Genomic DNA, 21,465 nt, shown 5'->3' with positions numbered 1-21,465 from the left:
AGAATAAAGGGGACTAACATGAAAAAGCTATTTCTTTCCATTCTAATGTGCTTTGTTATAAGTCTATTAAGTGGATGTTTATATCCACAAGATAAACTTGCACAAAATCAAGTACCATATGATGATCAATTGCAATCTGTTCAAACTGCAGTTAATAAATTTAAGAAAGACAACTCAGGAATGTTACCGATAAAAAACAAGGATATGAATACACCTATTTATATTAAATATCCAATTGATTTTACAAAACTAACACCTGGCTATTTAAGTGATGCACCTGGTAATTCTTATGAAAATGGTGGTATCTTTCAGTATGTATTAGTAGATGCAGAGAAGAATCCGACTGTTAAATTAGTCGATCTTAGAATTGCAGAAAAACTAAGAGATGTTTCATTAAGAGTACAAGTTTATAAAGATAAACATACTTACCCACCAATCAAGAAAACATTGGCTAATGGTGTTTTTCTATTAAACTATAAAAAGATGGGTTTCAAGGAAGAACCATTTGTAGTCAGTCCTTATAGCAATAAGAACTTACCAATCATCATGGGGAATGATGGGGAGTTTTATGTTGACTATTCAACTGATTTATATGCAAAAATTAAAGAAGCAAAAAATTATAAGTTCGGTGAAGATATTCGTTCTATCTTAGTAAAAGACTCACCAATCGTGCCTGCATACTCACTTCCATATACGATTAAAGATGGACAACCGATGTTTTTAGAACAAAAATAAATAATATAAATCATAATCCTTTGATAAAAGAATACATTTTATCGAAGGATTTTTTTATTTGATCCCAAGTGAATAAAAAGAAAAAATAAAAAATCTTGTCATAACTCACTAGGACAACATCATAGAATGATATTGTCATAGGTATACTACTTCAAGTCAATTATTCCCATGTATTGATAAATCGGGAGGGGAACACATGGAAAAGATAGATATTTTTAAAGACATTGCCGAGCGCACAGGAGGAGATATCTACTTAGGTGTTGTAGGTGCTGTGCGTACTGGTAAATCAACATTTATTAAACGCTTTATGGAAGCTGTTGTAATCCCTAATATTCAAAATGAAGCTGATCGTGCTAGAGCACATGATGAATTACCTCAAAGCGCTGCAGGTAAAACAATAATGACTACTGAACCAAAATTCGTTCCGAATCAAGGAGTAAAAATTCATGTAGCGGATGGGTTAGATGTAAATATTCGATTAGTAGATTGCGTTGGTTATAGTGTGCCAGGGGCTAAAGGATATGAGGATGAAAATGGTCCTAGAATGATTAGCACTCCTTGGTATGAAGAACCGATTCCATTTAATGAAGCGGCAGAAATCGGTACAAGAAAAGTTATTCAAGAACATTCAACAATTGGGGTTGTTGTAACAACTGATGGCACAATTGGAGAAATAGCTAGATATGATTATATCGAGGCAGAGGAACGAGTAGTTGCTGAATTAAAAGAAGTTGGAAAGCCTTTCATTATGGTAATCAACTCTTCTCAGCCATATCATCCTAATACAGAGGCACTTAGACAAGAACTATCAGAAAAATACGATATTCCTGTCATCGCTTTAAGTGTTGAAGCAATGCGCGAAGGAGATGTAATGAACGTTCTTCGCGAAGCTTTATACGAATTCCCAGTCCTAGAAGTGAACGTAAACTTACCTAGCTGGGTATTAGTTTTAAAAGAAAATCACTGGCTACGCCAAAGCTACCAAGAAGCAATTCAAGAAACAGTTAAAGATATTAAGCGATTAAGAGATGTAGATTATGTAGTTGGCCAATTTAGTGATTATGAATTTATTGAACATGCACAACTTGCTGGAATAGATATGGGGCAAGGGGTCGCAGAAATTGATTTATCTGCACCAGATGAGTTATATGATCAAGTCTTAAAAGAAGTAGTGGGAGTAGAAATTCGCGGTAAAGATCATCTATTAGAATTAATGCAAGATTTCGCTCACGCAAAACAAGAATATGATCAAGTAGCAGATGCTTTAAGAATGGTAAAACAAACCGGCTATGGAATTGCTGCACCATCGTTATTAGATATGAGCCTAGATGAGCCAGAAATTATACGCCATGGTTCAAGGTTTGGGGTCAAATTAAAAGCAGTAGCACCTTCTATTCATATGATTAAAGTTGATGTTGAGTCAACGTTTGAACCAATCATCGGAACTGAAAAACAAAGTGAAGAACTTGTTAAATACTTAATGCAAGATTTTGAAGATAATCCATTATCAATTTGGAACTCAGATATATTTGGACGTTCATTAAGTTCAATCGTACGTGAAGGCATCCAAGCGAAACTCTCACTAATGCCTGAAAATGCAAGATATAAATTGAAGGAAACTTTAGAAAGAATTATTAATGAAGGAAGTGGCGGTTTAATTGCAATTATCCTTTAATCATTAATTGATCAGGTGGTAAAAACCATCTGATTTTTTTTGCGTTAGCCAAATATAAGATTAATTTTTTAAAAATCTAAAGTCATATTTTACATGGCGAAATGAAATTTTAAAAAAAATCACAGAAAATTAGCAAGGGAAGATAAATATCATTCGACAAAATTCAACAAAAATAAATTTATTAAAAATCATCAAAAAAATTAAAAAAATGCCGATTAATTCAGTAACCATCGTACTTTCAGAAGTACATATAAGAAAATTGAAGTCGAAAAATGAACTTTTCAGAAAAATCACCACCTGTTTTCGAGTAATTCCAACATTTTCTTATAAAACATATTGAAAAAAGCCGTAGAATCGTATAATATAAGGCATGACAAAGAAATTAATTGGAATTTGTTGTATAAAATTTAAAATTTTGGTCACAAATGAAATTAAGAAACATCTAAATTTTGGGAGGAGGTGAAAGACATGAACAAAACAGATTTAATCAATGCAGTTGCTGAAGCTGGTGAATTAACTAAAAAACAAGCTACTTTAGCAGTAGACGCTGTATTCGAATCAATTCTTGGTGCGTTACAAAACGGGGATAAAGTACAATTAATCGGATTTGGTAACTTTGAAGTTCGTGAGCGTGCAGCTCGTAAAGGACGTAATCCACAAACTGGCGAGGAAATCGAAATCGCAGCTAGTAAAGTTCCAGCTTTCAAACCTGGTAAAGCGCTTAAGGATGCAGTAAAATAATTACATAATTTAAGCGGAAAAGAAGGATGCTAAAAAAAGCATCCTTCTTTTTTTGCTAAAAAAGTCCAAAAAGTCTTATGTTTTTGAGACCAATAATTAATTTTGGACAAGAAAGCGTTGAGTTTTGGTGTCTAAAAGAAAGGAAATAGAAAGTATCCTTCTTTTTTTTGCCTATAAAAAAAGAATTATGTTAAAATAAAACGAATCTGATAGTGAATATTAGAATTTTTTTTAGCATGGGGGATCAATTAATGAATGAAGTTAATTTAGAAAAAATTGAACAAGCGGTTCGTCTAATTCTTGAAGCTATCGGTGATGATCCAAATAGAGAAGGAATTTACGAAACGCCAAAACGAGTTGCGAAAATGTATGCTGAAGTATTCTCTGGTATGCGCCAAGATGAAAAAGCTCATTTACATAAAGTATTTGGTGAAGATCATGAAGAATTAGTTCTTGTTAAAGATATTCCATTCCATTCAATGTGCGAGCATCATCTATTACCTTTTTACGGAGTTGCCCATGTAGCATACATACCTAGAAATGGTAGAGTAACTGGTTTAAGTAAATTAGCACGTACTGTAGAAACAGTAGCCAAAAGACCTCAGTTACAAGAGCGTATTACTGCCTCAGTAGTTGATGCAATTATGGAAGTACTACAACCACACGGAGCAATGGTAGTTGTAGAAGCAGAACATATGTGTATGTCTATGCGTGGAGTAAGAAAACCGGGCTCAAAAACTGTTACGACTGCTGTACGTGGCTCACTTAAAGAGGATGTACAAGGAAGAAATGAAATTCTTGCAATGATTCATTCAACTAAATAGAATCAAATAATTAAAAAAGCAGGGCGTTTGATAGGCAGTCTAAAAAGCCTGAAGTCCTGCTTTTTTTAAAATATTCATTTATAAATAATGCAAGTTGATTGAGCAATCAACTTATACCATCTAAAATACTTATGGTATAATGAAAAAATCAGTTATAAATGGAATGGATGGAAATAATGAATAGTATTCACGAGTTAAAAAATGAAGTAATCACTCAAATCTTACATACGATTAGACACCCATATTTAAATCAACATCTTCAACCACCGACCATTGATGATATAAAGGTTACTTTATTAATAAATTTATTAAAAGAACACAATTTTACGAGTGATAAAATTGTACATTACTGTAAAGCCTTGATGATTCATCAAATTGCATTAGATACACATGAAAAGGTATCCACATTTGAAGGTACACCAATGGATCGTGAAAAGAAACAACTAACCGTTTTAGAAGGGGACTTATATAGTGGACTATATTATGATGCTCTATCTAAAACTGGGGAAATCGGATTAATACGAGAACTTTCATATGCTGTTAAAGAAATGAATGAAGAGAAGATCAATCTAGTTCACGAACAATTTAGTTCTTTAGAAGATCTTTTAAACTGTATAACTGTAATCGAATCAACTATACTTGTACATTTTGCAAAATTTATATCAGCTGAAGAATCAATAAAGCATATTGAGCAAGAATGTTTAATGTCAAGACTGAAAAAAGAATTCGAACGATCATCAGTTGAAAACTGCTCTGATTTTATTTCGCAATTTCAAAGAATATTGGGGATTGTTGATTTAGCTAAAACAAAAGAAGAATTATCAAAAATAATACAATTACAAAATTAATCTACATAGAAGTAATCGTAATTAGTTTAGTGGGGGTTTATATGACTCAATCAAAAGAAGAACGCGTACATGACGTGTTTGAAAAGATTTACAATAAATATGATACAATGAATGGTATTATTAGTTTTAGACGACATATTGCTTGGCGCAAACAAACTATGAAAATTATGAATGTTCAAAAAGGTATGAAAGCGCTTGATGTATGCTGTGGTACTGGTGAATGGACAATTGCACTTGCAAATACAGTTGGAAAAGATGGAGAAGTAGTAGGATTAGACTTTAGTAAAAATATGCTATCTATCGGTGAAGAAAAAGTTAAAAATATGCATTTAGACCAAGTAAAATTAATTCATGGAAATGCTATGGAGTTACCATTTGAGGACAACTATTTTGATGTTGTTACAATTGGATTTGGTTTAAGAAATGTTCCAGATTATTATCAAGTGTTGAAGGAAATGACAAGAGTCGTTAAACCTGGAGGTATTGTTGTCTGTCTAGAAACATCGCAACCGACTGCATTTGGAATTAGACATGTGTATAAAGCGTATTTTAAATACATCATGCCGATTTTTGGGAAATTATTTGCTAAAAGCTTTAAAGAATATTCTTGGTTACAAGAAAGTGCAAGCACATTTCCGGGAATGAATGAACTTGCAAATCTTTTCAAAAAAGCAGGGTTAGAAAAAATAAAAATTAAACCTTATACTTTTGGTGTAGCAGCAATGCATTTAGGTGTTAAACCAAAAAGCTAGTTACAAAAAAGCGAGAAAATGGGATGAATAGTAAGGTGAACGGAATGAAGGTTAAATGGAAATATTCTTATTTAAAAAAGGACATTAATGAGATTGAAAGCACGCTTCATAAAGTAGTCAATTCTTCACAACCAATTTTGAAAAATGCATCTGTACAATTGCTTGAATCTGGTGGAAAAAGAATTAGACCAGTTTTTGTATTGCTTAGTGCTAAATTTGGACAATATAACCTTCAATCGATTAAAAATGTAGCAGCTACTTTGGAAATCATACATATGGCATCTTTAGTTCATGATGATGTAATTGATGAAGCTAGTTTACGAAGAGGTAAACCGACAATAAATTCAACTTACAATGATCGTGTTGCTATGTATGCAGGGGATTTTTTATTTGCAAAAGCATTGGAATGTATGTCAGAAATCGAAATCCCATTGGCCCATCAAAAATTATCTGAGACTATTTTAGAGATTTGTTTAGGTGAGATTGAACAAATAAAAGATAAATATAATTTTGACCAAAATTTAAAATGTTATTTAAGAAGAATTAAACGAAAAACTGCACTTTTAATTTCAGCGAGTTGTGAAATTGGTGCAATTGCATCAGGAGCCTCTCCTGCTTTTCAAAAGTGTTTAAAAGATTACGGATACTATTTAGGTATGTCCTTTCAAATTATGGACGATATCCTTGATTTTACGGCTTCTGAGAAGGAATTAGGGAAACCATCAGGTAGCGACTTAATTCAAGGGAATATTACACTTCCTGTCTTATTTGCGATGAATGATTTAACTCTTAAAGAGAAAATTGAATCAGTTTATGAAGGAATCGATCCGGAAACTGTTAAACCTCTTATAAATCAAATTCGTAAAAGTACATATATTAAAGCAGCAAGAAAAGTTAGTGAAGCATATTTACAAAAATCTTTAAACAGTATCAATAGCCTTCCTAATAGTGAAGCAAAGGAAATGTTAATATTAATTGCTAAAAATATTGGAAATCGAAAAAACTAGAGGCGGGGAAAATGCTAGTGCATTTACAACTGCCTCTTTTGGCTTTTTAGATACGTATAGAATTCCTGTTATTCAGTTATATTTATAAAAGTTAATCAATAATCTGGAAGCGATTTCAATTTTTATAATATAACAAGATTTTAAACTATTGATAATTTTATAAATTGATGTTACTATTCTAACTGTGTTGTTTATACATAATTGAAATCAAGTGAGGTAGAGCATAATGGAAAGAACTTATTTAATGGTAAAACCTGATGGTGTACAACGTAACTTAATTGGTGAAATCGTTTCACGTTTCGAAAAGAAGGGTTTCCAATTAGTTGGAGCTAAATTAATGCAAGTGAGTAAAGAACAAGCTGAAACTCACTATGCTGAGCACAAAGAGCGTCCTTTCTTTGGTGAATTAGTAGACTTCATCACTTCAAGCCCAGTATTCGCTATGGTTTGGGAAGGCGAAAATGTAATCGCTACCGCTCGTCAAATGATGGGAGCAACAAACCCAAAAGATTCAGCACCAGGAACAATCCGTGGTGAGTATGCTGCAACTGTAGGCAAAAACATTATTCATGGTTCAGATTCACCTGCTAGTGCAGAACGTGAAATCGGAATTTTCTTCAATCAAAATGAATTAGTTGAATACTCTAAGCTTATTAAAGAGTGGGTATACTAATAAAATAGTTTTAAATAAAGAAGTCAGCGTAATTGCTGGCTTTTTTTATTTAGGAAATTATTAAAATCTAGACCTGTGGATAAATTTTCTTAATTAACTTAAGAAGAATCGCTATGAGTAAGCAAAATAGAGGAAAAGTTACAAATTGTAAAAAAATATTGCATTGACAGCTTCTTTAAATCTGCTTATAATCATCATTAATAAGTTTTTAAATGAATCTTTTGACAATTAAATATATTGCGTTGATAAGGACATAGTAAGCATAACTTCCCTGTTTCAGAGAGCTGACGAAAGCTGCGAGTCAGTACATAAAATATGCCGAAATTTCATTCTTGGAGCAATTTCTATTTTCATTTTATGAAAATAGAAACGGTCGTTTTGATCGTTAACAAAATGAAGGTGGTGAACAGAACTTTAGTTCACAACTAGGGTGGTACCGCGATTAATTAATTCGTCCCTACTGTTATTCAGTAGGGACTTTTTGTTTTTATTTTTTTACATGTCTACTTCTTGATGAAAAAAAGAGAGCGGTGTTGGACAATTGAATTTTTTAGGAGGAAAAGGAAATGAGCACAAATAATGAGTTAATAAATTTACGTTGTCTCGGTACAGCTTAAAGACTGTGCCCAAGAAGGCTCATCTAATCATTTTTTCTTGATTGGAAATATTGATAAAAAGATTGCACAATCAAATACTGAAAATTAGTTTTTTCTACTAAATAATTCATTTTTTTGCAAAAAAATCAAAAAAGTGCCCGAATATGGCTCTTTTTTTATATTAAATTCAGAATAGGTTGTGCTATAGTAGTAACTAATAATTTTAAACTTACATAAAGAGAAGGTGTTGAAATGCGTTATTTAACAGCTGGTGAATCACATGGTCCACAATTAACTACAATTATTGAAGGCGTTCCAGCAGGCTTACCAATTTTAGCAGAAGAAATAAATGTTGAACTTCGTAGACGTCAAGGTGGATATGGAAGAGGGCGAAGAATGCAAATAGAAAAGGATACTGCTCAAATTACTAGCGGTGTTCGACATGGTTATACATTAGGCTCTCCTATCGCATTGGTTGTTGAAAATAACGACTTTAAACATTGGACTAATATTATGGGTCCTGAACCTTTGGACAATTTAGAATACGAAGGAAAAAGAAGCATTACAAAGCCACGACCAGGTCATGCCGATTTAAATGGAGCTATAAAATATGGTTTTAGAGATGTACGAAATGTTTTAGAGCGATCTTCAGCTCGTGAAACGACAGTACGTGTTGCAGCTGGAGCGGTGGCAAAAAAATTGTTGAGCGAGCTAGGAATCACAATTGCAAGCCACGTTATTGAAATTGGTGGAGTAAAAGCAAAAAATCTAGACTATAAAAATGTAGAAGACTTACATAATAGGGCTGAAAACTCAGAAGTAAGATGTATAGACGCTGAAGCTACAGAAAATATGAAATCATTAATTGATGATGCAAAACAAAAAGGAGATTCAGTTGGTGGGATTGTAGAAGTTGTTGTTGAAGGTATGCCAGCTGGTGTCGGTAGTTACGTTCATTATGACAGAAAACTAGACTCAAAAATTGCAGGTGCAATCGTAAGCATTAACGCCTTTAAAGGTGTAGAATTCGGCATCGGTTTTGAAGCTGGCTCCTTACCAGGTAGTGAAGTTCATGATGAAATTGCATATTCAGAAGAACAAGGCTACTACCGATTATCAAACCGTGCTGGCGGTTTTGAGGGCGGTATGACAACTGGTATGCCAATTGTCGTTCGAGCAGTAATGAAGCCTATCCCAACGCTTTACAAGCCTTTAAAGAGCGTTGACATTGAAACAAAGGAAGTTTATGAAGCAAGTATCGAACGTTCTGATAGCTGTGCTGTTCCCGCAGCAAGTGTCGTAGCAGAGCATATTGTTGCTTGGGAAGTTGCAAAAGCAATTATTGAACAATTTGAATCAGATCAACTTGAGCGTTTAAAACGTAATATTGAAGATTTCCGTGAGTATGCGAGGAATTTTTAATGAATGTAATAACTGTAAATACAAGCTCTAAACAATACGATGTTTGTATAGGGTTTGGAGTATTGAGTGAACTGCAGTCAAAGTTGGACAGTTTAGTTCCTAAAGTTTCCAAAATACTAATCATTACAGATGATCAAGTTGCTCCACTTTATTTAGAAGAAGTACTACTAAATTGTACTAAAACAAATAAAGTTGAACACTTTATCATTCCACATGGTGAAAAAAGTAAGAGTTTTGCAATATACGAAAATTGTTTAAACTATTGTTTTGATGTCCAATTAGATCGTAATAGTTTAATAATTGCTTTAGGTGGTGGAGTAGTTGGTGATTTAGCAGGATTTGTTGCTGCTACTTATATGCGTGGTATTCGTTTTATCCAATTACCTACTACTTTACTAGCCCACGATAGTGCAATAGGTGGTAAAGTAGCTATAAACCTTCCAAAAGCTAAAAATATAGTTGGTGCATTTTATCAACCGGAATTAGTATTGTATGAATTAAACTTTTTAACTACTTTGCCAATAGAGGAATGGAGATCAGGTTTTGCTGAAATTAGTAAGGAAGCTATGATTTCTTCTAACGACAATTTGAATTGGTTAATGGATCATATTCTTTCACTTGAAGAGTTAGATGATGAGTTAGTTGAAAAATGTGTGACAATGGGAATAAGTGTAAAAAATGAAATTGTATCCAAGGACGAAAGAGAAACTGGTGAAAGAGCATTTTTAAACTTAGGTCATACACTTGGGCATGCAATTGAAGCTTATTTAGGTTATGCTAAAACAACTCATGGTGAGGCAATTGCATTTGGAACGTTATTTTCAATTTATTTGAGTGAACAGTTCTTTAAAGTTGACTTGAAATTTAATGAGATCGTAAATTGGTATAATCGATTGAATTATCCCGTTTATTCAAATTTAGAATTAGAACCAATAATAAATCTAATGAAACAAGATAAGAAAAATATCGATTTGAAAATAAAATATATAATCTTAAAAAGTTTTGGAAATCCAGTGATTTGTGAATTAGAAGAAGACTTTATAAAAGAAAATTTAGATCGTTTTTTAAAACAAATAATTTCATAATGCTTACCTGAAAATGGTGTTTTGATCAAATGTTAAATCAAAATATCATTTTCTTTTTCTAAATTAAGCTAACTTAATCATTGAAAATGAAAAACATAGGGCAATTCGTCGAATAGATTTTCAGAGAAAAAAAAGGTTTGATTAATAAAAAATGGAATGTAAATACATATAGAAAGGTTAGATAAGGTGACTATGATGAGAAATTCCCAGTTAGAAAAAATCCGTTTAGTTGGTGATGTGACAATTCCAGGAGATAAATCAATATCTCATAGAGCAATTATGTTTGGATCATTAGCGAATGGGACTACAAAGATTACTAACTTTCTATTAGGTGAAGATTGTTTAAGTACGATTGCGTGTTTTAGAAAATTAGGTGTACAAATCGAAGTGACAGAAGATGAAGTAGCCGTTTATGGTAAAGGAATTAAAGGACTTAAAGAGGCACAAGAAGTACTTGATGTAGGAAATTCGGGAACAACAGCAAGATTAATGATGGGAATATTAAGTGGTTTACCTTTCCATTCAGTTATTATTGGTGATGAATCTATTGGTAAAAGACCAATGAAGCGAGTTACAAAACCTTTAAAAATGATGGGAACTTCTATAGATGGACGTGAAGACGCTACATATACACCAATTTCTATTAGAGGAGGTTCACTGAATAGTATTTCTTATGCTTCTCCTGTTTCAAGTGCACAAGTTAAATCTTCAATTTTACTAGCTGGTTTATTCGCAAAAGGTACAACGACAGTGACTGAACCAGAAAAGTCTCGTGACCATACTGAAAGAATGCTAAAGGCATTTGGTTGTGAGTTAGTAGTTGATGGAAACAAAGTCTCGATTAATGGAAACCAAGAATTAACTGCAACAGATGTTATTGTACCAGGGGACATTTCATCAGCTGCATTTTTCTTAGTAGCAGGCTCGATTGTTCCTAATAGCGAAATATTATTGAAAAATGTAGGAGTAAACCCTACTAGAACAGGGATATTAACAGTTTTAGAAAGAATGGGCGCTAATATTACTTTAGAGGATGAAAAAGTTGTAAACGGAGAACCAATTGCGAATATACGAGTGAAATCATCCAATTTAAAATCAACTGTAATCGGTGGGGCTGAAATTCCTACTTGCATCGATGAGTTACCGATTTTAGCTTTAGCAGCAGCTTTAGCAGATGGAGAGACCATTATTAAGGATGCTGAAGAGTTAAGAGTAAAGGAAACGGATCGTATCCAGACTGTTGTAACAGAACTTACAAATCTTGGTGTAAGCATTGAAGCAACAAAAGATGGTATGATTATACAAGGGAATAGTTCTTTAATAGGTGCTAATGTAAATTCACATGGAGATCATCGAATGGGAATGATGCTTTCAATTGCTGCATTACTTGCTAAAGGTGATACAATTATTGAAAATACAGAATGCATAGCTGTGTCTTTTCCGAACTTTAAAGAGCAATTAAATGAATTAATTAAGTAGTCATATGAGGTGTAAGAATGAGTTTATACGAAGCTGTTCAGTTAATAGAGAACGGTCATACTGAAAAGGGATTAGATTTATTAAGAAAGAATTTAAAAACTGCTAACGATGAAGAAAAATACGAAGCAGCACTTCTTTTTCAATCATTAGGATTTGTGGAAGATGCGAAAAATATCATTGAAGATTTAGTTTACTTATATGATGACGACGATGATCTTAAAATAATGTATGCAGAAATATTGTTGGATCTTGATTTAGAAGACGAAGCTTTAGAAATTTTACTTGCCATAAAGGATGATAGTGAAAGTCGAGTTCAAGCACTTTTATTAATGGCTGATCTATATCAAGTTCAGGGTCTTGATGAAGTAGCTGAACAAAAATTATTTGAAGCAAAAAGAATTTTACCGAATGAACCTGTAGTAGATTTTGCATTAGGGGAGTATTATTTTAGTAAATATGATTATAAAAAAGCAATTCCATTTTACGAAAAACTTGCTAATCAAGAAATTGAAGTGAGTGGAGTAAATAAAGATTTAAGACTTGCTGAATGTTTAAGTGCTGAAGGTGAATGGGAAGAAGCAATTTCTTATTATGAAAAAGGAATTCAGACAACTAAGGACTTCCATACACTATTAGGATATGGTATTACGCTATTTCAAGCTGAACGCTATGCAGCCTCTATTCCGATATTCGAAGAAGCAATCTTCTTTGACCCTGAATATTTGGTAGCACATTTATGGCTAAGTAAAGCACATGACCTTGAAGGCCAAATTCAAGAAGGCTATGATATATTACAAAAAGCTTTACTTGTTGATGAAACAAATGTAGAATGCCTTTTATCAGCAGCAAAATTAGCTCGTAAATTAAAGAATTTAGATGCCAGTAAAAAACATTTACAGGAAGCATTAATTTATGATCCTTCGCTAATTGAGGCAGTTCAGTTATTAGTCGGAATTCTTTTCGAAGAGGAAGATTTCGATGACGTAATTAGTACAATTGAACTAGCAATTGAGCATGGAGCTTCAGATCCTCATTTTAATTGGGACTTAGGCAAAGCATATTATGGAAATGAAAATTATGAATTGGCATTAAATCAATATCGTCTAGCATATAATGACTTTAACCAGGAAATTTCCTTCTTAAAGGAATACGGAGACCTATTGTTTGAAGAAGGCTTAGTACAAGAAGCAAAAGAGGTTTACAGTAAACTTGTAGACGATGAGTATCTACAGGAAGAAGTAAGAGAGCGTCTTGAAAGAATAAATGAAATTCTGTAGTTTTCTTTATTCAGAAAAGGGGACAAATTTTAAGGACAGAGGAGGGATTTAATAATGGCAACCCCTGTATCTGTGAATGAGAAGAAAGATTTTGTTAAGTGGTTTCTAAGTAATTTTCAGTTAAAGCAAAGAGAATGTGTTTGGATTTTAAATTACCTAATGAGCCATGATTATTTAATGAAAAAGGTTCATTTCGTAGAACAGTCTAAATATTGTCCACGCGGGTTAGTGATGTCGACAAACTGTGTTAAAGAAGTCCCATTTCATTTTTATAAACAAAATGTTATGACGACTGATGCAGAGAAATCTTTTCACGATATTCGACTAAATAGGGATGAGGATATTTATATCCAGCTCAATTTTAAATCTTCTTTTCAATATCCGATGTTTGTTTCAGTTTTAGAAGAGAACCCACATATACCAAAAAACTTAAATAGTAACGAAAAAGACCGCGTAATTGCAGAAAAGCTATTGTCAGATTCAATTATTAATTTCCAAAAAGACAGATTGATGAAAATGATTGACGAGGCTCTAGATAAACAAGACAAAAAGCTTTTTCAAGAATTAACTAAACAACTGAATTCATTAACTTAATGTTAAACTGAAAAAAGTCCTCATTTTGGGGGCTTTTTTACTGTTGAAAAGGTATTTGCTAATTGAACACAATTTAATTTTATAGTTAAATAAGATATGTGGGGTTAATTTCCATTTTTGTACCCTCTCTTTTAAGTGTGGCCAGATTCATGATCTTAATTATCATATGGCGTTCCAAATGGTTCTTATGCCTTCTGGTATATCTCATAGAAGTCGAGTGTTTCAATCAACTTATACAAATTTAAAATTACAATATGTAAACTTAAGATTAGCAAATTACTCATAAAAAAATACTTATATTAAAAAAATAGTAAAAAAGTCATTTAACAGAGAAAGAATCTTGGATTGTTGATCTCATAGAAATATTTGCTACGTAATGGATCGGAGTTCAACTAATTTCACAATTTTTTAATATTAATCAGTAAACAGTTTATGGGATTATTGAATTGATTACAAAGATCCCTTTCCACTTATTGAAAAATCCTTTAGTTAGAGGGCTTTTTTTCTTTCTTAAAATAGTAATGTATGGTTAAATGGAAAATAGAAATTTGTTCACAAAAATTTCACAATTATAAATAAATTATTTTAATAGAAAGAGGTAATTTTGATGAAATGGACAACTAATGAATTAAATCAAGTTATTGAGAATCTGGAATACATCGATACGATCATTATTCCACTTTGTCCTGTTTCTTTGAAAAAAGAAAATATTGGTCTAGCCGAGCAAAGAGAGGACTTAATAATACTTACTTCAGAACTTGAACGTACATATAAAGGCAGAGTTGTAATCGCTCCAGAATTTACTTATTTACCAGAAGAATCTAATAAAATAAGCCGATTAAAAGCTTGGAATGAAGAGTTTAAAGCTAGTGGGATTAAGCATGTTTTTTATCTAACATGTGATTTTGATTGGAGACAGTCAGAAGCTGAAATGGAAGAATCATTAATTTGGTTACCTAATTTAAACATCAATAGCTTAGATGAATCATCACAACGCGTAATAGTAGATAAACAATTATCTCACATAAATGCATTATTTTCTAAAATATGGGGATAAAAATAAAAACAACATTATTACTATGATTATTATTAGGATATTATTGACCTTCTAAATTTGTTATTATATTATGAAAGTGTCCTAGTTTTATTATTATAGCTGTTGTCCGTACAGGAGTACTTGTGATAGAGGGGGGAATTTTCATGAGTGAAAAGGTTTCAAGACGCCAGTTTTTAAACTACACTTTAACAGGTGTAGGCGGCTTTATGGCGGCAGGAATGCTAATGCCATTGGCTCGTTTTGCCATTGATCCAGTCTTACAAAAAGAAGCTGCTGGAGCATTGGTGCAGGTTGGACTAGTTAAAGATTTAACGACTGACCCAAAACGCTTTGACTTTAAAGTTAAGCAGGTAGATGGTTGGGTTAAATCTGATGCGTCACACATTGCATGGGTGTACAAGAATTCAAATGGAGACATCGTTGCGTTATCACCTACTTGTAAGCATTTAGGCTGTACAGTTGGTTGGAATGACAATAAAGATTTTCCAAATCAATTCTTCTGTCCATGTCATGGCGGTCGTTACCATAAGGATGGTAAAAACATTAAAGGTACACCACCGCTTGGTCCACTAGACAACTATGCGGTAAAAGTGAAAGGTGATTCTTTCTATCTTGGTAAATTAGAACCAAATACAGGAGGTAAATAATCGTGCTTAACAAAATTTACGACTGGGTAGATGAGCGATTAGAAATTACACCTCTTTGGAGAGATATCGCTGATCATGAAGTACCAGAACACGTTAATCCAGCGCATCATTTTTCAGCATTCGTATATTGCTTTGGTGGATTAACATTTTTCGTTACAGTAATTCAAATTTTATCTGGAATGTTCTTAACAATGTACTATGTTCCAGATATCAAAAATGCATGGGAATCAGTTTATTACTTACAAAACAACGTTGCATACGGACAAATCGTTCGTGGTATGCATCACTGGGGTGCAAGTTTAGTAATTGTTATGATGTTTTTACATACTTTACGTGTATTCTTCCAAGGCGCATATAAAAAGCCTCGTGAGCTTAACTGGGTTGTAGGGGTATTAATCTTCTTCGTAATGCTTGGATTAGGCTTTACAGGATATTTATTACCTTGGGATATGAAAGCGTTATTTGCGACTAAAGTAGGTCTGCAAATTGCTGAACAAACACCATTTATTGGTAAGCAAGTGAAAACGTTAATTGCAGGTAATCCGGATATTATCGGTGCACAAACATTAACTCGTTTCTTCGCAATCCATGTATTCTTCTTACCTGGTGCTTTACTTGCTCTTATGGGTGCCCATTTCTTAATTATTCGTAAGCAAGGTATTTCAGGTCCACTATAAGATTTAGTGCATGGGGCTTTAGTAAAAAATGACTAAAGTGTGTCGAAATAAAGGAGGGAGAACATGCATCGCGGTAAAGGAATGAAATTTGTAGGTGACTCACGTGTACCTGCAATGGCAGGACGTAAACCTAATGTTCCAAAGGATTATTCAGAATATCCAGGTAAAACTGAAGCATTCTGGCCAAACTTCTTATTAAAAGAATGGATGGTAGGAGCAGTTTTCTTAATTGGATACTTAACATTAACAATTGCACATCCATCTCCACTAGAGAGGGTTGCAGACCCAACTGATACTGGCTATACGCCATTACCAGACTGGTATTTCTTATTCTTATATCAATTCTTAAAATATAGCTATGCTTCTGGTGACTATAACGTAATTGGTGCTTTCGTAATTCCTGGATTAGCATTTGGTGGCTTATTATTAGCGCCATTCTTAGATCGTAGTCCACATAGAAAACCAATTAAACGTCCTTTAGCAACAGGATTTATGTTATTAGCTTTATCTGGTGTAATTTATTTAACATGGGAAGCTGCGGCTCACCATGACTGGAAAAAACAAAAAGAACAAGGTAAAATCCGTACTTTTGTTGAATTAAATAAAGAAGATCCAGCATATAAACTATTGCAAAAAAATACTTGTGTATCTTGTCATGGCGATAATCTTGAAGGTGGCGCAGCAGCTCCAAGTCTTCAAAATAATGGTTTAAAACCTGAAGAAATCGCTCATATCGCAAGAAACGGTCGAAAAGCGATGCCATCTGGCGTATTTAAAGGTACTGACGCAGAACTTAAAGTGCTAGCTGAATTCGTTTCAAAAGCAGGTAAAACAGAGTAATTAAAAGAGAGTCGAATTTTCGACTCTTTTTTTATGTTTTATTGTATACTGAAATAATAACATGTAAAAAATGTGATGATACATATAAATTGTGAACTTTGTGTTATAAATTTATTAAATCTCCTCAATGAAAGTGAGATGAAGTGAAATAGTGAACATACTCTACAGTATGCTACGGCTTAAACCTAACTTAATTGCTTTATTTATAATAAATGTACTAGGAACAATCTATGGATATTATTGGTATAAATCTCAACTTGATTTTACTCCTGGTTGGTTAAAAATATTTGTACCAGATAGTCCAACTGCATCATTATTTTTTTGTATTGTATTGCTACTTTTCATTCTAAATAAACGGAATGGGTTAATAGAAGCACTTGCATATGTAAGCTTGATGAAATATGGTATATGGGCAGTTTTGATGAATGGAATGGTTCTTTATTTATCAGGTGGACTTGATGCGGTTGCATATTTATTAATTTTTTCACATGGAGCTATGGCAATCCAAGCTTTTTTGTATGCACCGACATTTAAAGTTAAAAAATGGCAATTGACTGTTGCAAGTATTTGGATATTACAAGATCTTATTTTAGATTATGTTTTTGGAACAATGCCAGAATACTATATGCTTTCTGATTACAGAATTTGGATTGCTTTTATTACATTTTGGTTAACTATATTTGTTATTTTAATCGCTTATTACCAGTTAATTTTAAAAAATAGAGCTCGTACTTGAACAAGTTCTAATCTTGTCCTTTCTCTCATAATTATTAGTAGTTATGAGGGAGGGGTTTGATGAAAAAATTAATTGCGGGGATAAGCGTTTTTTTTATTTTCTTTTCATTCAATACCGTAAAAGGGTACGCTAAAATAGATCAAGAAACTTCACTAATTGAACAATCGCTCTCTTTAGTACAAGATGGTGATTATGTTCATGGCGCAAATTTATTAGAACAATTAGAATCTAAGTATATGGCGTCAGCAAAAAAGAATAAGGATTTCACACCAAAGGAGTTAGAAACCATTTCAGTTACTTTTCAAAATGCGCTTGTATCTTTAACAAATGATGCAATTGATCCACAAGAAAAAGTTGCTGATGTACTTGGTTTGAGATTATTGATTGATGCAGGAGAAACAACTATGCAGCCGATGTGGAAGGAAATGAAAAAGTCGGTTATGACTCCACTACAGAATATGGAGTCAGCTTATAAACGAGGGAATTCTGAAGCATATGAAACGCAATTAAATCAATTCTTACACCAATTTGAGATTATTTATCCAAGTCTTATCATGGATCTTCCATACGATGAAGTAAAAAAATTAAATTCACTTGTTTCGTTTTTAGATGATTATCGTATTAACCAAGAATCTATACCGGCTTTTCAACAAAAGTTGGATGAGACAAAAAGTGAATTATTATTCATTTTTGATCAAGGTAATTCAATTATTCCACCTGTCTCTATTTGGACAATATTTACAACAGGGATTATTATTGTCGGTACATTAAGTTATGTCGGTTGGAGAAAATATATAGGGGATCGAAATAAAAACAAAAAAAGAAGAGAACATAATGATTGACAAATTTCTCTAAAAGTTATTACAATATCGTAAATCACATCTTGGAGGAATTACAATGAGTTATTTAATTTACTTTTTAATTTTGTTGCTTGTACCTTTATATGCGCAAATGAAGGTTAAATCAACTTTTAGAAAGTATTCTCAAGTTGGTTCTACATCACATTTATCGGGTGCAGAAGTAGCGAGAAAAATTTTAAATGAAAATGGATTATACAATGTGGCAGTAGAGGAAACTCGAGGATATTTATCTGACCATTATGATCCACGTGCAAAAGTTGTAAGATTATCAACTGAAAATTATCATGGATATTCAGTTGCGGGTACTGCAGTTGCTGCTCATGAAGTAGGACATGCAATTCAAGATGCGAATGACTATGGCTTTTTAAGATTCCGTCATTCATTAGTACCTGTTGCAAATTTCAGTTCCAATTTTTCTTATATATTTATATTAATTGGCATGTTTTCTCGCCTATCAGGTGCGTTGTTAATAGGTATAGTTTTATTAGCACTAGGTGTATTGTTCCAAGTTGTTACTCTTCCTGTTGAATTCAATGCCTCAAGTAGAGCTTTAAAACAGATTACGACATTGGGCATTATTAATTCGAATGAGCATGTTTATGCAAAACGTGTTTTAAATGCAGCTGCATTGACATATGTTGCAGCAGCAGCGGTAGCCGTCGCAGAATTATTAAGATTAATTTTAATTTATACTGGTATGACACGTAATGATGATTAATATCAATATAAAATAAAAAAAGGTTCTGGCAACCAATGCCAAGAACCTTTTTTTGTTTCAGCTAAAAATTAAGGGTGAAGAGGGACTTTATTTTCATCTAATGTAAAGCCTTCACCTAGTACATCATGCACTTCTGTAACGGCTACAAAAGCATGTGGATCGATATCCTGAATGATGTTTTTTAAATGAACTAATTCGTTTTTTGGTACGACACAAAATAAAACGTTTTTACTTTCTCCGGTAAATGTTCCAGTTGCTTTTAAATAAGTTGCGCCTCGTTCCATTTCTTTCATAATTCGAGCGGCAATTAAATCATTTTTCTCAGAAATAATATTTGCTCCACGAGCAGCGTATGCACCTTCTTGCATAAAATCAATTATTCTTGCTCCGACAAAAACTGCAACAAGAGTATACATTGCTTCATATGCTTTTAAGTAAGTTAAAAGTGAAAGTGTAATGACAACAAAGTCAAAAATAAACATCGTTTTACCCATATTAATACCTTTGTATTTATATGCTAAACGAGCGATGATATCAACACCACCAGTAGTTCCACCAAATCTAAAAATAATTCCTAAACCTACACCAATAAATACACCCGCAAACAATGAAGCTAACATTAAATCGCCATGAACATCTATATTGAAAGTAAATTTCTCAAATAATTTTAAGAAAAAGGAGACTGCAACAGTTCCAATGATTGTATATAACATTGTCACTGTACCAAGTAATCTCCAACCAATAAAAAATAAAGGGACGTTTAAGGCTAAGTTTGAGATCCAAACGGGAATATTTAGTTCAGCTAAAAGAATTAAGTTAATTCCCGTAAAGCCACCTTCAGCTAGATTGTTTGGAATATTGATATTCATTATTCCAAAAGAAAAAATTGCAGAACCTAAAATAATAAATAAGATATTGCGTAACTTCAATTTAAAAATCATATACTTCCTCCATACTATAAAAATTACCCTAAACTCTTATTTTTATCTTATCTTGTATTTTTTTCAAGTAAAATAATATATAATTTGTCAAAAAGTGGTCAATTCGATAAGATTTAATTGAGGAGTTGATATTAGTATGCACGAAAAAACGATGAAAGAAATGCAAAAAGAAGTCGATACATATATAGGTCAATTTAAAGAAGGGTATTTTAGTCCTTTAGCAATGATGGCTAGGTTAACTGAAGAAATGGGTGAGTTAGCTAGAGAAATCAATCATACATATGGTGAAAAGCCTAAGAAAAATACTGAAGAAGAAAAGCTAATTGAAGAAGAGTTAGGTGATGTATTATTTGTTATGATTTGTTTAGCAAATAGCTTAAATATAGACTTGCAAGAAGCACATGATATGGTGATGAAGAAGTTTAATACTCGAGATAAAGATCGTTGGACAAGGAAGGAAGTTTAAAATGGAAAAAGTAATTAGAGTAGTCTTAGCAGGACCAAGAGGTAAAATGGGAATTGAAGCTTTACAATTAATTGATCGAACTGAGCATTTTCACCTTGTAGCTGCAGTAGATTATAAATTAGGTGGAGAACAAATCCAAAAGGTTAGCCCCGGCTTTAAAGGTGAAGCAAAAATATATGAAACATTAGAGCAATGTATTGAGAATGAAAGCTTCGATGTACTTGTTGATTTAACAACACCTGAAATTGGAAAAAAACATGCATTTTTAGCATTAAAAAATGGTATTCGTCCTGTAATAGGTACAACTGGTTTTACAAAAGAGGAGCTTGATGATTTAAAAGAGTTAGCTTCAAATAATGAGCTAGGTTGTATTATTGCGCCAAATTTTGCAATTGGTGCTATATTAATGATGAAGTTCTCTGCAATGGCAGCGAAATATTTTAAAGATATCGAAATCATTGAGCTACATCATGACCAAAAATTAGATGCGCCTTCAGGTACAGCTCTTAAAACGGTTCAAATGATTGAGGAAGTTCGTGAATCGAAAGTACAAGGACATCCAAATGAAGTTGAAACTGAAGCAGGAGCTAGAGGTGCTGATCTAAATGGAATGAGAGTTCATAGCGTGAGATTACCTGGGTTAGTTGCGCATCAACAAGTTTTATTTGGTGGAGATGGTCAACTATTAACAATTCGACATGATTCAATGAATCGGGCTTCTTTTATGTCTGGAGTTAAAGTAGCCGTTGAGGAAGTAATGAAGCTTACAGAGCTAGTCTACGGTTTAGAAAATATAATGGACTAAAGGTGGTGTA

At 32.9% G+C, this 21,465-nt stretch carries 23 protein-coding genes and 1 other annotated feature; of the genes, 22 read left to right on the top strand and 1 reads right to left on the bottom strand.

The features are described from left to right. Positions 1-18 precede the first annotated feature (18 nt). From ABEY15_RS19630 to ABEY15_RS19535, 20 genes are all read left to right on the top strand, one after another. The gene (locus ABEY15_RS19630) at positions 19-735 is read left to right on the top strand and encodes a hypothetical protein (protein WP_429891773.1); all 717 of its coding nucleotides are present in this window, start codon (positions 19-21) and stop codon (positions 733-735) included. 196 nt (positions 736-931) lie between these two features. Further along, complete coding sequence (gene spoIVA / locus ABEY15_RS19625; RefSeq protein ID WP_056466697.1) at positions 932-2,410, top strand: stage IV sporulation protein A; 1,479 nt, start codon at positions 932-934, stop codon at positions 2,408-2,410. A gap of 468 nt (positions 2,411-2,878) precedes the next feature. Next, the gene (locus ABEY15_RS19620) at positions 2,879-3,151 is read left to right on the top strand and encodes an HU family DNA-binding protein (RefSeq protein WP_056466694.1); all 273 of its coding nucleotides are present in this window, start codon (positions 2,879-2,881) and stop codon (positions 3,149-3,151) included. A 251-nt stretch (positions 3,152-3,402) separates the two neighbouring features. Further along, positions 3,403-3,975, top strand: coding sequence for a GTP cyclohydrolase I FolE (gene folE / locus ABEY15_RS19615; RefSeq protein ID WP_056466689.1), 573 nt, complete (start codon positions 3,403-3,405; stop codon positions 3,973-3,975). A gap of 176 nt (positions 3,976-4,151) precedes the next feature. After that, complete coding sequence (locus tag ABEY15_RS19610) at positions 4,152-4,823, top strand: heptaprenyl diphosphate synthase component 1 (protein ID WP_429891772.1); 672 nt, start codon at positions 4,152-4,154, stop codon at positions 4,821-4,823. Between the two features lie 41 nt (positions 4,824-4,864). After that, a complete protein-coding gene (locus ABEY15_RS19605) occupies positions 4,865-5,575 on the top strand; it encodes a demethylmenaquinone methyltransferase (protein WP_025671393.1) in 711 nt (236 codons plus the stop codon). Between the two features lie 44 nt (positions 5,576-5,619). Then, positions 5,620-6,582, top strand: coding sequence for a heptaprenyl diphosphate synthase component II (gene hepT, locus ABEY15_RS19600; RefSeq protein ID WP_429891842.1), 963 nt, complete (start codon positions 5,620-5,622; stop codon positions 6,580-6,582). A 226-nt stretch (positions 6,583-6,808) separates the two neighbouring features. Next, positions 6,809-7,255, top strand: a complete 447-nt coding sequence (ndk, locus tag ABEY15_RS19595; protein ID WP_025671395.1) for a nucleoside-diphosphate kinase — start codon at positions 6,809-6,811, stop codon at positions 7,253-7,255. A gap of 233 nt (positions 7,256-7,488) precedes the next feature. Further along, positions 7,489-7,717: a binding site (T-box leader), on the top strand. A 386-nt stretch (positions 7,718-8,103) separates the two neighbouring features. Further along, the gene (aroC, locus tag ABEY15_RS19590) at positions 8,104-9,273 is read left to right on the top strand and encodes a chorismate synthase (RefSeq protein WP_025671396.1); all 1,170 of its coding nucleotides are present in this window, start codon (positions 8,104-8,106) and stop codon (positions 9,271-9,273) included. Beyond that, positions 9,273-10,358: a 3-dehydroquinate synthase gene (gene aroB, locus ABEY15_RS19585; protein ID WP_429891771.1), complete on the top strand. Its 1,086-nt coding sequence runs from the start codon at positions 9,273-9,275 to the stop codon at positions 10,356-10,358. Before aroC ends, aroB begins: the two co-directional genes overlap by 1 nt. A 195-nt stretch (positions 10,359-10,553) precedes the next feature. Beyond that, positions 10,554-11,837 (top strand): 3-phosphoshikimate 1-carboxyvinyltransferase, encoded by a 1,284-nt coding sequence (gene aroA, locus ABEY15_RS19580; protein ID WP_429891770.1) that lies wholly within the window; start codon positions 10,554-10,556, stop codon positions 11,835-11,837. A 17-nt stretch (positions 11,838-11,854) separates the two neighbouring features. Next, positions 11,855-13,114 carry a tetratricopeptide repeat protein gene (locus ABEY15_RS19575; protein ID WP_429891769.1) on the top strand — a complete coding sequence of 420 codons (1,260 nt, stop codon included), beginning with the start codon at positions 11,855-11,857 and terminating at the stop codon, positions 13,112-13,114. Positions 13,115-13,168: 54 nt separating this feature from the next. Next, a complete protein-coding gene (locus ABEY15_RS19570) occupies positions 13,169-13,708 on the top strand; it encodes a ReoY family proteolytic degradation factor (protein ID WP_069031873.1) in 540 nt (179 codons plus the stop codon). Positions 13,709-14,315: 607 nt separating this feature from the next. Further along, on the top strand, positions 14,316-14,765 hold the full coding sequence (locus ABEY15_RS19565) for a DUF2487 family protein (RefSeq protein WP_429891768.1): 450 nt from the start codon (positions 14,316-14,318) through the stop codon (positions 14,763-14,765). Positions 14,766-14,908: 143 nt separating this feature from the next. Beyond that, complete coding sequence (locus ABEY15_RS19560) at positions 14,909-15,412, top strand: ubiquinol-cytochrome c reductase iron-sulfur subunit (protein ID WP_429891767.1); 504 nt, start codon at positions 14,909-14,911, stop codon at positions 15,410-15,412. Positions 15,413-15,414: 2 nt separating this feature from the next. After that, positions 15,415-16,089: a menaquinol-cytochrome c reductase cytochrome b subunit gene (qcrB, locus tag ABEY15_RS19555; RefSeq protein WP_025671403.1), complete on the top strand. Its 675-nt coding sequence runs from the start codon at positions 15,415-15,417 to the stop codon at positions 16,087-16,089. Positions 16,090-16,152: 63 nt separating this feature from the next. Next, positions 16,153-16,929: a menaquinol-cytochrome c reductase cytochrome b/c subunit gene (locus ABEY15_RS19550; RefSeq protein ID WP_056466650.1), complete on the top strand. Its 777-nt coding sequence runs from the start codon at positions 16,153-16,155 to the stop codon at positions 16,927-16,929. A 151-nt stretch (positions 16,930-17,080) separates the two neighbouring features. Beyond that, entirely contained in the window at positions 17,081-17,665 is a 585-nt protein-coding gene (locus ABEY15_RS19545) for a DUF1405 domain-containing protein (protein WP_429891766.1), read from the top strand. A gap of 59 nt (positions 17,666-17,724) precedes the next feature. After that, complete coding sequence (locus ABEY15_RS19540) at positions 17,725-18,507, top strand: sporulation protein YpjB (RefSeq protein WP_429891765.1); 783 nt, start codon at positions 17,725-17,727, stop codon at positions 18,505-18,507. Positions 18,508-18,562: 55 nt separating this feature from the next. Continuing rightward, complete coding sequence (locus tag ABEY15_RS19535; protein ID WP_429891764.1) at positions 18,563-19,243, top strand: zinc metallopeptidase; 681 nt, start codon at positions 18,563-18,565, stop codon at positions 19,241-19,243. Positions 19,244-19,311: 68 nt separating this feature from the next. Here the strand turns inward: ABEY15_RS19535 and ABEY15_RS19530 are convergent, their stop codons facing one another. Then, positions 19,312-20,184, bottom strand: a complete 873-nt coding sequence (locus tag ABEY15_RS19530; protein ID WP_335486030.1) for a YitT family protein — start codon at positions 20,182-20,184, stop codon at positions 19,312-19,314. A 136-nt stretch (positions 20,185-20,320) separates the two neighbouring features. Here ABEY15_RS19530 and ABEY15_RS19525 point away from each other — a divergent pair, with 136 nt between their 5' ends. After that, positions 20,321-20,650, top strand: coding sequence for a nucleotide pyrophosphohydrolase (locus ABEY15_RS19525; RefSeq protein ID WP_429891763.1), 330 nt, complete (start codon positions 20,321-20,323; stop codon positions 20,648-20,650). 1 nt (position 20,651) lies between these two features. Further along, positions 20,652-21,455 carry a 4-hydroxy-tetrahydrodipicolinate reductase gene (dapB, locus tag ABEY15_RS19520; RefSeq protein ID WP_429891762.1) on the top strand — a complete coding sequence of 268 codons (804 nt, stop codon included), beginning with the start codon at positions 20,652-20,654 and terminating at the stop codon, positions 21,453-21,455. Positions 21,456-21,465: the final 10 nt, after the last annotated feature.

This window comes from Gottfriedia acidiceleris (assembly GCF_050457485.1).
Classification (GTDB): Bacteria; Bacillota; Bacilli; order Bacillales; family Bacillaceae_G; genus Gottfriedia; species Gottfriedia acidiceleris_D.
The sequence above is the reverse complement of the archived record's forward strand: the minus strand, read 5'-3'. Positions and strand labels throughout refer to the sequence as shown.

Coding starts and splice junctions, on each gene's coding strand:
- ABEY15_RS19630 (WP_429891773.1), top strand. CDS start 19: ATGAAAAAGCTATTTCTTTCCATTCTAATGTGCTTTGTTATAAGTCTA.
- spoIVA (WP_056466697.1), top strand. CDS start 932: ATGGAAAAGATAGATATTTTTAAAGACATTGCCGAGCGCACAGGAGGA.
- ABEY15_RS19620 (WP_056466694.1), top strand. CDS start 2,879: ATGAACAAAACAGATTTAATCAATGCAGTTGCTGAAGCTGGTGAATTA.
- folE (WP_056466689.1), top strand. CDS start 3,403: ATGAATGAAGTTAATTTAGAAAAAATTGAACAAGCGGTTCGTCTAATT.
- ABEY15_RS19610 (WP_429891772.1), top strand. CDS start 4,152: ATGAATAGTATTCACGAGTTAAAAAATGAAGTAATCACTCAAATCTTA.
- ABEY15_RS19605 (WP_025671393.1), top strand. CDS start 4,865: ATGACTCAATCAAAAGAAGAACGCGTACATGACGTGTTTGAAAAGATT.
- hepT (WP_429891842.1), top strand. CDS start 5,620: ATGAAGGTTAAATGGAAATATTCTTATTTAAAAAAGGACATTAATGAG.
- ndk (WP_025671395.1), top strand. CDS start 6,809: ATGGAAAGAACTTATTTAATGGTAAAACCTGATGGTGTACAACGTAAC.
- aroC (WP_025671396.1), top strand. CDS start 8,104: ATGCGTTATTTAACAGCTGGTGAATCACATGGTCCACAATTAACTACA.
- aroB (WP_429891771.1), top strand. CDS start 9,273: ATGAATGTAATAACTGTAAATACAAGCTCTAAACAATACGATGTTTGT.
- aroA (WP_429891770.1), top strand. CDS start 10,554: ATGAGAAATTCCCAGTTAGAAAAAATCCGTTTAGTTGGTGATGTGACA.
- ABEY15_RS19575 (WP_429891769.1), top strand. CDS start 11,855: ATGAGTTTATACGAAGCTGTTCAGTTAATAGAGAACGGTCATACTGAA.
- ABEY15_RS19570 (WP_069031873.1), top strand. CDS start 13,169: ATGGCAACCCCTGTATCTGTGAATGAGAAGAAAGATTTTGTTAAGTGG.
- ABEY15_RS19565 (WP_429891768.1), top strand. CDS start 14,316: ATGAAATGGACAACTAATGAATTAAATCAAGTTATTGAGAATCTGGAA.
- ABEY15_RS19560 (WP_429891767.1), top strand. CDS start 14,909: ATGAGTGAAAAGGTTTCAAGACGCCAGTTTTTAAACTACACTTTAACA.
- ABEY15_RS19550 (WP_056466650.1), top strand. CDS start 16,153: ATGCATCGCGGTAAAGGAATGAAATTTGTAGGTGACTCACGTGTACCT.
- ABEY15_RS19540 (WP_429891765.1), top strand. CDS start 17,725: ATGAAAAAATTAATTGCGGGGATAAGCGTTTTTTTTATTTTCTTTTCA.
- ABEY15_RS19535 (WP_429891764.1), top strand. CDS start 18,563: ATGAGTTATTTAATTTACTTTTTAATTTTGTTGCTTGTACCTTTATAT.
- ABEY15_RS19530 (WP_335486030.1), bottom strand. CDS start 20,184: ATGATTTTTAAATTGAAGTTACGCAATATCTTATTTATTATTTTAGGT.
- ABEY15_RS19525 (WP_429891763.1), top strand. CDS start 20,321: ATGCACGAAAAAACGATGAAAGAAATGCAAAAAGAAGTCGATACATAT.
- dapB (WP_429891762.1), top strand. CDS start 20,652: ATGGAAAAAGTAATTAGAGTAGTCTTAGCAGGACCAAGAGGTAAAATG.